General features: G+C 46.8%; 5 protein-coding genes, 9 tRNA genes and 3 rRNA genes. All 17 read right to left on the bottom strand.

The window, feature by feature from the left end; all coding sequences use genetic code 11:
• Positions 1-2: 2 nt before the first annotated feature.
• On the bottom strand, positions 3-1,382 hold the full coding sequence (gene radA, locus NSS80_RS00590) for a DNA repair protein RadA (RefSeq protein WP_024425580.1): 1,380 nt from the start codon (positions 1,380-1,382) through the stop codon (positions 3-5).
• A 93-nt stretch (positions 1,383-1,475) separates the two neighbouring features.
• Entirely contained in the window at positions 1,476-3,911 is a 2,436-nt protein-coding gene (clpC, locus tag NSS80_RS00585) for an ATP-dependent protease ATP-binding subunit ClpC (protein ID WP_007496263.1), read from the bottom strand.
• The gene (locus NSS80_RS00580) at positions 3,908-4,999 is read right to left on the bottom strand and encodes a protein arginine kinase (protein ID WP_024425579.1); all 1,092 of its coding nucleotides are present in this window, start codon (positions 4,997-4,999) and stop codon (positions 3,908-3,910) included. The genes clpC and NSS80_RS00580 overlap by 4 nt, the downstream gene beginning before the upstream one ends.
• Before the next feature lie 4 nt (positions 5,000-5,003).
• Positions 5,004-5,561 carry a UvrB/UvrC motif-containing protein gene (locus tag NSS80_RS00575; RefSeq protein WP_024425862.1) on the bottom strand — a complete coding sequence of 186 codons (558 nt, stop codon included), beginning with the start codon at positions 5,559-5,561 and terminating at the stop codon, positions 5,004-5,006.
• A 14-nt stretch (positions 5,562-5,575) separates the two neighbouring features.
• Positions 5,576-6,040: a CtsR family transcriptional regulator gene (locus tag NSS80_RS00570; RefSeq protein WP_003217184.1), complete on the bottom strand. Its 465-nt coding sequence runs from the start codon at positions 6,038-6,040 to the stop codon at positions 5,576-5,578.
• A gap of 177 nt (positions 6,041-6,217) precedes the next feature.
• Positions 6,218-6,333 (bottom strand): 5S ribosomal RNA (gene rrf, locus NSS80_RS00565).
• A 61-nt stretch (positions 6,334-6,394) separates the two neighbouring features.
• A 23S ribosomal RNA gene (locus tag NSS80_RS00560) occupies positions 6,395-9,325 on the bottom strand.
• Between the two features lie 182 nt (positions 9,326-9,507).
• Positions 9,508-11,056, bottom strand: a 16S ribosomal RNA gene (locus tag NSS80_RS00555).
• Together the 16S, 23S and 5S rRNA genes with 9 tRNA genes alongside form the textbook arrangement of a ribosomal RNA operon.
• Positions 11,057-11,181: 125 nt before the next feature.
• Positions 11,182-11,257, bottom strand: a tRNA-Ala gene (locus NSS80_RS00550).
• Between the two features lie 8 nt (positions 11,258-11,265).
• Positions 11,266-11,342, bottom strand: a tRNA-Pro gene (locus NSS80_RS00545).
• 7 nt (positions 11,343-11,349) lie between these two features.
• Positions 11,350-11,426: transfer RNA gene (locus NSS80_RS00540), tRNA-Arg, on the bottom strand.
• 10 nt (positions 11,427-11,436) lie between these two features.
• Positions 11,437-11,522 (bottom strand) — tRNA-Leu (locus tag NSS80_RS00535).
• A gap of 12 nt (positions 11,523-11,534) precedes the next feature.
• Positions 11,535-11,606: transfer RNA gene (locus NSS80_RS00530), tRNA-Gly, on the bottom strand.
• Positions 11,607-11,636: 30 nt separating this feature from the next.
• Positions 11,637-11,719, bottom strand: a tRNA-Leu gene (locus tag NSS80_RS00525).
• Positions 11,720-11,727: 8 nt separating this feature from the next.
• A tRNA-Lys gene (locus tag NSS80_RS00520) sits at positions 11,728-11,803 on the bottom strand.
• A gap of 37 nt (positions 11,804-11,840) precedes the next feature.
• Positions 11,841-11,916, bottom strand: a tRNA-Thr gene (locus NSS80_RS00515).
• Between the two features lie 33 nt (positions 11,917-11,949).
• Positions 11,950-12,025, bottom strand: a tRNA-Val gene (locus NSS80_RS00510).
• Positions 12,026-12,319: the final 294 nt, after the last annotated feature.

Raw genomic sequence — 12,319 nt, 5'->3', positions numbered from 1 at the left:
TTCTATGATCCCCCTAGTGAAATTCGAAGTGCCTCCGCTACATTTTCTACACCAACTAACTCAATCCCTCTCGGCTTTTTCCATCCGTCTATATTCGCCTGAGGAATAAACATTCGCTTAAATCCTAGTTTTGCAGCTTCCTGCACTCGCTGTTCAATTCTTGATACTCTTCTGACTTCTCCCGTCAGACCGACCTCTCCTATAAAGCAATCCGCTTGATGCGGCGCTGCATCTTTAAAGCTTGATGCAATACTGACGGCAATAGCTAAGTCAATCGCCGGTTCGTCAAGCTTCACACCGCCTGCGACCTTTAAATACGCATCTTGGTTTTGCAGCAGCAGCCCCACGCGTTTTTCTAAAACTGCCATGAGCAGCGATACTCGATTATGATCAAGGCCAGTGGCCATTCTTCGCGGATTCCCAAAGCTTGTCGGGGAAATTAATGCCTGTATCTCGACAAGTACGGGTCTTGTTCCTTCCATTGAGGCAACAACACACGAACCAGATACACCTGCCGACCGCTCTTCTAAAAAGATTTCTGATGGGTTTAATACTTCCGTGAGCCCTTCCTCTCTCATTTCAAAAATTCCCAATTCATTCGTTGAACCAAATCGGTTTTTGACCGCCCGTAAAATACGAAACGTATGATGACGCTCGCCTTCAAAATAAAGAACTGTGTCCACCATATGCTCTAAAAGGCGTGGGCCTGCGATCGAGCCTTCTTTGGTCACGTGACCAACGATAAAAATAGGAATACCATTTGTTTTGGCAATCTTCATCAGCTGCGCTGTACATTCTCTAACTTGAGATACAGAGCCGGGAGCTGAAGTAATATCGCTTTGATAAACGGTTTGAATCGAATCCACCACAACAAACGCAGGTTTCATCTCCTGTATAGCAGACGTTATATACTCCATATCGGTTTCAGCCAAAACATGTAAAGAGGTGCTTTCAATGCCAAGGCGGTCCGCTCTTAGCTTCGTTTGTTTAATGGACTCCTCACCAGATATGTATAACACATTCTGATTTTTGTCTGAGAGCTGTGCTGATACTTGTAATAACAATGTGGACTTCCCAATCCCAGGATCTCCGCCGATGAGAACAAGAGAACCTTTGACAATTCCACTTCCTAATACTCGGTTAAATTCTTCTAAATTTGTTTTAATTCGGGGTTCTTCGGATGTTTCAATTGCAGATATAGGTGAAGGTTTTTGAATGGTTTGAACAGAATGATTAAAAGCACTTCGACGGTTTGCCGGCTCTTTGCGAACGACCTCTTCTGTCATACTGTTCCACGTGCCGCAGCCTGGACATTTCCCCATCCATTTGGCTGACTCATAACCGCACGATTGGCATATAAATTTTGATTTTGTCTTAGCCATAGATTGAAGAATACAACTCCTTATACTGGTCAGAAAATAAGTAAAGGGAGGCATACACCTTACTGGTATGCCTCACACTTTTTTCTTACTATATTAGTTCGTAGCAGCCGTCGCTTTTACGACAATTTCTCCATCTTCCACATCTAATACGATATGTTGACCTTTTTCAATATTCCCCTTCAGAAGCTCTTCAGAAAGTCGATCTTCTACATGCTTTTGAATCGCTCTTCTTAACGGACGCGCACCGTACTCAAGATCTACTCCTTCGTCGGCAATCTTCGCTTTTGCTGCTTCCGTCAATTCAATTGATAGGTCTTGTTCTTTTAATCGTTTTGTCAATTGATCAGACATGAGAGACACGATCTCTTTGAGATGTTTCTTCTCAAGCGAGTGGAAGACAATGATTTCATCAATACGGTTGATAAACTCAGGTCTAAACGCACGTTTCAACTCGCCCATCACTTTGCCTTTCATATCCTTGTAATTTTGACTTTCATCCTGCACGTTAAAGCCAACATATTTATTGCGCTTCAGCTCACTAGCTCCAACGTTTGATGTCATAATCAAAATCGTATTTCTAAAGTCAACGGTACGCCCTTTAGAATCAGTCAGACGACCATCTTCTAACACTTGCAGTAAGATATTAAATACATCTGGATGCGCCTTTTCAATCTCGTCTAAAAGAACGACAGAATAAGGTTTTCTTCTCACTTTTTCAGTCAGCTGTCCACCTTCATCATAGCCCACATAGCCTGGAGGTGACCCAACAAGTCTGGATGTAGAGTGCTTCTCCATGTATTCAGACATATCAATACGGATCATTGCTTCTTCATCACCGAAAATAGACTCAGCAAGTGCTCTTGCAAGCTCCGTTTTACCAACCCCTGTTGGACCTAAGAAGATAAAGGAGCCGATTGGGCGCTTCGGATCTTTCAGGCCAGCACGCGCACGTCTCACCGCTTTTGCTACAGCGACAACCGCTTCATCCTGTCCGATCACGCGAGAGTGGAGCAATTGTTCCATATTCAGAAGCTTATCTGTCTCCGTTTGAGCAATTTTCGAAACAGGCACTCCCGTCCAGCTGGAAACGACCATTGCGATATCATCTACAGATACCTCTGAATTCTCTTGTCCCTGCTTTTCTTTCCATGATTTCTTTGTAACTTCTACTTTTTCACGCAAACGCTGTTCTGTATCGCGAAGAGAAGCTGCTTTTTCAAATTCTTGACTTTGAACTGCCGCATCCTTTTCCTTGCGTACTTCATCCAGCTTTTGCTCTAATTCTTTTAGGTTAGGCGGTGTTGTGAACGAACGTAAACGGACTTTCGAACCTGCCTCATCAATTAAATCAATCGCCTTATCTGGAAGGAATCGGTCAGAAATATAACGGTCAGACAGCTTCACCGCCGCCTCAATCGCTTCATCTGTAATAGACACACGGTGATGTGCTTCATACCGGTCTCTAAGCCCTCTTAAGATTTGAATACTTTCATCAACAGACGGCTGATCTACTTGAATTGGCTGGAAACGTCGTTCAAGCGCAGCATCCTTTTCAATATATTTACGGTACTCATCTAACGTTGTCGCCCCAATACATTGAAGTTCTCCACGTGCTAGGGATGGCTTCAAGATATTAGACGCATCAATCGCGCCTTCTGCTCCACCAGCACCAATAAGTGTATGAAGCTCGTCGATAAAGAGAATGATATTTCCTGCCTGGCGAATTTCGTCCATCACTTTTTTCAAACGATCCTCGAATTCACCACGATATTTCGTACCAGCTACAACAGTTCCCATATCCAGGGTCATTACTCGTTTATCACGCAGGATTTCAGGCACTTCATTATGAATAATTTGCTGTGCAAGACCTTCTGCGATGGCTGTTTTACCAACACCAGGCTCACCAATCAGCACAGGGTTATTTTTTGTTCTTCTACTTAGGACCTCAATGACACGTTGAATTTCTTTGCTTCGGCCAATGACAGGGTCCAAGCTGTCCTCTTTTGCGATAGCTGTTAAATCTCTTGCCAGGCTATCTAGTGTTGGTGTATTTGCATTGCTATTAGAGCCTGCCGCAGATGCACCTGTTTCATTGCTTCCAAGCAGCTGCAGGACTTGCTGGCGTGCTTTATTTAAGCTCACTCCGAGGTTATTTAAGACACGGGCAGCGACACCCTCTCCCTCACGAATAAGACCTAATAGAATATGTTCTGTCCCTACATAGGAATGACCTAGCTTTCTTGCTTCATCCATTGAAAGCTCAGTGACCTTCTTCGCTCTAGGCGTATAATGAGGAATAGCTTGAGACACCTCTTGCCCTCTTCCAATCAAGCTTTCGACTTCTTTTTGGATTTTATCTGAAACAAGGCCCAGTGCTTCTAACGCTTTGGCAGCGATGCCCTCACCTTCACGTACAAGGCCAAGTAAAATGTGCTCAGTACCAATATTCTTATGGCCTAGGCGAATGGCTTCTTCTTGTGCAAGTGCTAATACCTTTTGAGCTCTTTCAGTGAATCTTCCAAACATCATATCGTTTCATCCTCCTGTCCATTCCTATGCATTTCTAAGCGCAGCCTTTCTCTAATAATCGCTGCTCGTTTTATATCTCGTTCATTTGGCTCTAAGGCTCCTCCTGAATATTGTTGAAGGAAGCCGGGCTGAGTCAAAATCATGAGTTCATTCAGTATATTACTTGAAAGCCCCTTAATGATACCTAAATCAATTCCAAGCCGCACATCTGACAAACACTTCGCTGTTTCCTTTGATTCAATCATACGACAATTGGCCAAAATCCCTAAAGAGCGGTACACTCTGTCCTCAAGTTCAATTTTAGATGTTTGATATAACGCTTTTCGTGCAGATCGCTCTTGTTCAATGAGCTGAGCGGTCACACTATTCAAGTCATCTACAATGTCTTCTTCTGATTGACCAAGTGTCATTTGATTTGAAATTTGAAAGATGTTCCCTATTGCTTCGCTGCCCTCACCATAAATTCCTCTGACCACAAGACCTAATTGATTAATGGCCGGAATAATCCGATTCATTTGTCTTGTGAGCGCTAATGCTGGTAAATGCATCATGACCGAAGCCCTGATACCTGTACCTACATTGGTCGGACAGCTTGTTAAGTATCCTCGCTTTTCAGAAAACGCGTAATCCACTTGCTCTTCAATCCAGTCATCTACCTGATTAGCCGCTTTTAGTGCATTGGCTAGCTGAAAACCTGGGAATAAGCATTGGATTCGAATATGGTCTTCTTCATTCAGCATTACACTGATTTCTTCATTTTCAGAAAGCAAACAGCCACCAAATCTTGATTCAGCTAAATTGGGGCTAATCAAATGCTTCTCAACAAGTACCCTCTTTGCTAAAGGCTGCGTTTCATTCATTCGAATCAGAACAAAGTTTCCAATGTCCTTCACTTCCTGGCTAGCAAACTTTTGCTCGAATTGCTGGAGAACAGCTTCAGCTTCAGCTTGAGAAAACTGAGTTGGGAAACGAACATGCTCTAGATTGCGAGCTAGCCGGATACGACTACTTAGAACAATGTCACTTTCTGGTCCTTTTTGTTTCATCCACTGACTAAGAGCGTCTTGAATAAAATGCTGGAGCGACATGACGTTAATCTCCCTCCCTCTGTTGAGATTGCTCATGCTCTAATGCACGAATTTGATCTCGAACTTCCGCTGCCTTTTCGAACTCTTCCTGTTCAATCAGCTGCTTCAGCTCTTGCTGCATTAACTCAAGTTTCCGGCGAACATGCAGGCTGCCGGCAATTCGTTTTGGTACTTTTCCATTATGGACTGTATTTCCACTATGGACTTTCCGTAAAACAGGGTTCAGATACTGATCAAATGTACGATAGCATTCTGCACAGCCAAATCGGCCTGTTTTTCTGAACTGCTGAAAGGTTAAGCCACACTTAGGACATTGATCCACTTCTTTCGCTTCTTGAAAAATAGACGAGCCCTTGTTCGCACTTGTGGTGAAGCTAGGATCAATATTCAATAAGCCTGATAATAAGTTGTGAATCGAGAAACCTTGGTTTCCACTCATAGCATATGAATCACTGTTTTCTTTTGCACATTGTTCACATATGTGCATTTCTTGTTTTTCTCCATTTATAACTTTCGTAAAGTGAAAAGTGGCTGGTCTCTCATTACATTCTTGACAAATCAATCTTTTCACCCGCTTTACTTTAATTTCAAAGCATTTAACATCGCTTTCATCATCCGAGCACGCAGTTCATCACGTTCAGGTAAATCAATATGCAATACAGAACGGTCCATGACACTAATCATCATCTTAGCTTCTCTTTCAGATAAAATGTTATTTTCAACAAGACGCATGATGATATGATCAGATGCAGCCTGTGATAAACGATGATATATTTGGGAAATAATATTGTTCAATAAGTCGACTTCATCATTCATTTTGACTTTAATGATGCGGATATAGCCACCGCCGCCACGCTTACTTTCAACGATATAGCCTCTCTCGCTCGTAAAGCGTGTATTGATAACATAGTTTATTTGTGAAGGTACGCATTGAAACTTATCTGCAATTTCATTGCGTTTAATTTCTAATATTTCTCGACCGTTCTGATCCAAGACTTCCTTCAAATACTGCTCGATGATATCAGAAATATTTTGTGCCACTCCGCCTCCTCCTCCATTGACTTTGACTATATTTGACTTTAATCTTACTATAAATTTTTTCGATCAATTTTTCAAGATAATCGCTCAACTAACAATATTATTTCCACATTTATATGGTGTCAAACCTCCCAAAAACACAAAAAAGACCAGTTCCGACTGGAACTGATCCTAATAGAAGCTTGGCGGCGTCCTACTCTCACAGGGGGAAACCCCCAACTACCATCGGCGCTGAAGAGCTTAACTTCCGTGTTCGGTATGGGAACGGGTGTGACCTCTTCGCTATCGCCACCAAACCTGATGGAGAGAATGTTCTCTCAAAACTAGATAACAATGTTCATGCTTCACATTAGAATATAGGTTAAGTCCTCGATCTATTAGTATCTGTCAGCTCCACGTGTCACCACGCTTCCACCTCAGACCTATCAACCTGATCATCTTTCAGGGATCTTACTTCCTTGCGGAATGGGAAATCTCATCTTGAGGGGGGCTTCATGCTTAGATGCTTTCAGCACTTATCCCGTCCGCACATAGCTACCCAGCGATGCCCTTGGCAGAACAACTGGTACACCAGCGGTGCGTCCATCCCGGTCCTCTCGTACTAAGGACAGCTCCTCTCAAATTTCCTGCGCCCGCGACGGATAGGGACCGAACTGTCTCACGACGTTCTGAACCCAGCTCGCGTACCGCTTTAATGGGCGAACAGCCCAACCCTTGGGACCGACTACAGCCCCAGGATGCGATGAGCCGACATCGAGGTGCCAAACCTCCCCGTCGATGTGGACTCTTGGGGGAGATAAGCCTGTTATCCCCGGGGTAGCTTTTATCCGTTGAGCGATGGCCCTTCCATGCGGAACCACCGGATCACTAAGCCCGACTTTCGTCCCTGCTCGACTTGTAGGTCTCGCAGTCAAGCTCCCTTGTGCCTTTACACTCTGCGAATGATTTCCAACCATTCTGAGGGAACCTTTGGGCGCCTCCGTTACATTTTAGGAGGCGACCGCCCCAGTCAAACTGCCCACCTGACACTGTCTCCCTGCCCGATAAGGGCAGCGGGTTAGAAGGTCAATACAGCCAGGGTAGTATCCCACCGATGCCTCCACCGAAGCTAGCGCTCCGGTTTCCAAGGCTCCTACCTATCCTGTACAAGCTGTACCAACATTCAATATCAGGCTGCAGTAAAGCTCCACGGGGTCTTTCCGTCCTGTCGCGGGTAACCTGCATCTTCACAGGTACTATAATTTCACCGAGTCTCTCGTTGAGACAGTGCCCAGATCGTTGCGCCTTTCGTGCGGGTCGGAACTTACCCGACAAGGAATTTCGCTACCTTAGGACCGTTATAGTTACGGCCGCCGTTTACTGGGGCTTCAATTCGCACCTTCGCTTACGCTAAGCGCTCCTCTTAACCTTCCAGCACCGGGCAGGCGTCAGCCCCTATACTTCGCCTTACGGCTTCGCAGAGACCTGTGTTTTTGCTAAACAGTCGCCTGGGCCTATTCACTGCGGCTTCTCGGGGCTTTAACACCCTAAGAAGCACCCCTTCTCCCGAAGTTACGGGGTCATTTTGCCGAGTTCCTTAACGAGAGTTCTCTCGATCACCTTAGGATTCTCTCCTCGCCTACCTGTGTCGGTTTGCGGTACGGGCACCTCTCACCTCGCTAGAGGCTTTTCTTGGCAGTGTGGAATCAGGAACTTCGCTACTAAATTTCGCTCGCCATCACAGCTCAGCCTTTACGGGAAACGGATTTGCCTATTTCCCAGCCTAACTGCTTGGACGCGGATATCCAATACCGCGCTTACCCTATCCTCCTGCGTCCCCCCATTGCTCAAATGGTGAGGAGGTGGTACAGGAATATCAACCTGTTGTCCATCGCCTACGCCTTTCGGCCTCGGCTTAGGTCCCGACTAACCCTGAGCGGACGAGCCTTCCTCAGGAAACCTTAGGCATTCGGTGGACGGGATTCTCACCCGTCTTTCGCTACTCATACCGGCATTCTCACTTCTAAGCGCTCCACCAGTCCTTCCGGTCTGGCTTCACAGCCCTTAGAACGCTCTCCTACCACTGTTCGTAAGAACAGTCCGCAGCTTCGGTGATACGTTTAGCCCCGGTACATTTTCGGCGCAGAGTCACTCGACCAGTGAGCTATTACGCACTCTTTAAATGGTGGCTGCTTCTAAGCCAACATCCTGGTTGTCTAAGCAACTCCACATCCTTTTCCACTTAACGTATACTTTGGGACCTTAGCTGGCGGTCTGGGCTGTTTCCCTTTCGACTACGGATCTTATCACTCGCAGTCTGACTCCCAAGGATAAGTCATCGGCATTCGGAGTTTGACTGAATTCGGTAACCCGGTAGGGGCCCCTAGTCCAATCAGTGCTCTACCTCCGAGACTCTTACCTTGAGGCTAGCCCTAAAGCTATTTCGGAGAGAACCAGCTATCTCCAGGTTCGATTGGCATTTCACCCCTACCCACACCTCATCCCCGCACTTTTCAACGTGCGTGGGTTCGGGCCTCCATTCAGTGTTACCTGAACTTCACCCTGGACATGGGTAGATCACCTGGTTTCGGGTCTACGACCACGTACTCATGCGCCCTATTCAGACTCGCTTTCGCTGCGGCTCCGCATCTTCTGCTTAACCTTGCACGGGATCGTAACTCGCCGGTTCATTCTACAAAAGGCACGCCATCACCCGTTAACGGGCTCTGACTACTTGTAGGCACACGGTTTCAGGATCTATTTCACTCCCCTTCCGGGGTGCTTTTCACCTTTCCCTCACGGTACTGGTTCACTATCGGTCACTAGGGAGTATTTAGCCTTGGGAGATGGTCCTCCCGGATTCCGACGGAATTTCACGTGTTCCGCCGTACTCAGGATCCACTCTGGAGAGAACGACATTTCAGTTACAGGGCTGTTACCTTCTTTGGCGGGCCTTTCCAGACCTCTTCGCTTATATCATTCCTTTGTAACTCCGTATAGAGTGTCCTACAACCCCAAGAGGCAAGCCTCTTGGTTTGGGCTGTTCCCGTTTCGCTCGCCGCTACTCAGGGAATCGCATTTGCTTTCTCTTCCTCCGGGTACTTAGATGTTTCAGTTCCCCGGGTATGCCTTCTCATACTCTATGTATTCAAGTATGGATACTACTCCATTACGAGCAGTGGGTTTCCCCATTCGGAAATCTCCGGATCAAAGCTTGCTTACAGCTCCCCGAAGCATATCGGTGTTCGTCCCGTCCTTCATCGGCTCCTAGTGCCAAGGCATCCACCGTGCGCCCTTTCTAACTTAACCATTTCTTACTTTAGAAAGAATCACTATGTGTGATGAACTTTGCATTGCATTCAATGTGAATGTATTACTTATTGTTATCTAGTTTTCAAAGAACAATCCTGTCTCGCTAGAGACATGTTTTGAAGGAATGATCCTTCAAAACTAAACAAGACGAAAACGTACGCTGCTCCATATATCCTTAGAAAGGAGGTGATCCAGCCGCACCTTCCGATACGGCTACCTTGTTACGACTTCACCCCAATCATCTGCCCCACCTTCGGCGGCTGGCTCCATAAAGGTTACCTCACCGACTTCGGGTGTTGCAAACTCTCGTGGTGTGACGGGCGGTGTGTACAAGGCCCGGGAACGTATTCACCGCGGCATGCTGATCCGCGATTACTAGCGATTCCAGCTTCACGCAGTCGAGTTGCAGACTGCGATCCGAACTGAGAACAGATTTATGGGATTGGCTAAACCTTGCGGTCTTGCAGCCCTTTGTTCTGTCCATTGTAGCACGTGTGTAGCCCAGGTCATAAGGGGCATGATGATTTGACGTCATCCCCACCTTCCTCCGGTTTGTCACCGGCAGTCACCTTAGAGTGCCCAACTGAATGCTGGCAACTAAGATCAAGGGTTGCGCTCGTTGCGGGACTTAACCCAACATCTCACGACACGAGCTGACGACAACCATGCACCACCTGTCACTCTGTCCCCGAAGGGAAAGCCCTATCTCTAGGGTTGTCAGAGGATGTCAAGACCTGGTAAGGTTCTTCGCGTTGCTTCGAATTAAACCACATGCTCCACCGCTTGTGCGGGCCCCCGTCAATTCCTTTGAGTTTCAGTCTTGCGACCGTACTCCCCAGGCGGAGTGCTTAATGCGTTAGCTGCAGCACTAAGGGGCGGAAACCCCCTAACACTTAGCACTCATCGTTTACGGCGTGGACTACCAGGGTATCTAATCCTGTTCGCTCCCCACGCTTTCGCTCCTCAGCGTCAGTTACAGACCAGAGAGTCGCCTTCGCCACTGGTGTTCCTCCACATCTCTACGCATTTCACCGCTACACGTGGAATTCCACTCTCCTCTTCTGCACTCAAGTTTCCCAGTTTCCAATGACCCTCCCCGGTTGAGCCGGGGGCTTTCACATCAGACTTAAGAAACCGCCTGCGAGCCCTTTACGCCCAATAATTCCGGACAACGCTTGCCACCTACGTATTACCGCGGCTGCTGGCACGTAGTTAGCCGTGGCTTTCTGGTTAGGTACCGTCAAGGTGCGAGCAGTTACTCTCGCACTTGTTCTTCCCTAACAACAGAGCTTTACGATCCGAAAACCTTCATCACTCACGCGGCGTTGCTCCGTCAGACTTTCGTCCATTGCGGAAGATTCCCTACTGCTGCCTCCCGTAGGAGTCTGGGCCGTGTCTCAGTCCCAGTGTGGCCGATCACCCTCTCAGGTCGGCTACGCATCGTCGCCTTGGTGAGCCATTACCCCACCAACTAGCTAATGCGCCGCGGGTCCATCTGTAAGTGACAGCCGAAACCGTCTTTCATCCTTGAACCATGCGGTTCAAGGAACTATCCGGTATTAGCTCCGGTTTCCCGGAGTTATCCCAGTCTTACAGGCAGGTTACCCACGTGTTACTCACCCGTCCGCCGCTAACATCCGGGAGCAAGCTCCCTTCTGTCCGCTCGACTTGCATGTATTAGGCACGCCGCCAGCGTTCGTCCTGAGCCAGGATCAAACTCTCCGAAAAAATACAAAACCGAAGTTTTGCTTTTCGCCAGTTTGACTGACTACCTATGAAGTTTCATAGGATTTTTTTATAAAAACTCGAATTAACAGGTACGTTTTGTCTTGTTTAGTTTTCAAAGATCATATTGGTGGAGCCTAGCGGGATCGAACCGCTGACCTCCTGCGTGCAAGGCAGGCGCTCTCCCAGCTGAGCTAAGGCCCCATAAAAGATGGTCGGGAAGACAGGATTCGAACCTGCGACCCCTTGGTCCCAAACCAAGTGCTCTACCAAGCTGAGCTACTTCCCGATCTTAATGGCGCGCCCGAGAGGAGTCGAACCCCTAACCTTTTGATCCGTAGTCAAACGCTCTATCCAATTGAGCTACGGGCGCTTATTTATAATGCCGAGGGCCGGACTTGAACCGGCACGGTAGTCACCTACCGCAGGATTTTAAGTCCTGTGTGTCTGCCAATTCCACCACCCCGGCGTGGATGGTATAAGCGGAAGACGGGATTCGAACCCGCGACCCCCACCTTGGCAAGGTGGTGTTCTACCACTGAACTACTTCCGCATTACAGGATTTCTTTATTTTATTTGGCAATGCGGGTGAAGGGACTTGAACCCCCACGTCATAAAGACACTAGATCCTAAGTCTAGCGCGTCTGCCAATTCCGCCACACCCGCATGAAACATGGTGAGCCATGAAGGACTCGAACCTTCGACCCTCTGATTAAAAGTCAGATGCTCTACCAACTGAGCTAATGGCTCGCTTTAAAAGCGACTTGTCTATCTTACCATATGAAAGTGGTGCCGGCAAGAGGACTTGAACCCCCAACCTACTGATTACAAGTCAGTTGCTCTACCAGTTGAGCTACACCGGCTTTATCTACCCTAACATTATGTAAGAATAAATATGGTGGAGGATGACGGGCTCGAACCGCCGACCCTCTGCTTGTAAGGCAGATGCTCTCCCAGCTGAGCTAATCCTCCATATTGTGTCGTTTCGAAGTGTCTCTCGATCTGACAAATAGTATTATATAACGATAAGATATTGTTTGTAAAGACTTTTTTAAAATAATTTTTGAATTTATTTTAAAGCTGTTTTTTCACCTTTTCGTTAAGGCACCTAAAGAAGTTTACCACTTGTCTCATCATTTTAAAAGCCTTTTTTTCATTTTTTTATGTTTTTTTGTTAAAAAGAGTACTAATAAGGCTTTATTCCTTTGAAAACAGCTATTTCGAAGCTTTCATACCCTTGATTTTATTTCATATATCTCTGGATAA

Source organism: Bacillus sp. FSL M8-0350 (assembly GCF_038593345.1).
Taxonomy (GTDB): Bacteria; Bacillota; Bacilli; order Bacillales; family Bacillaceae; genus Bacillus; species Bacillus safensis.
Note: the sequence above shows the minus strand (reverse complement) of the source record. Positions and strands in the feature narration are given on the sequence as shown.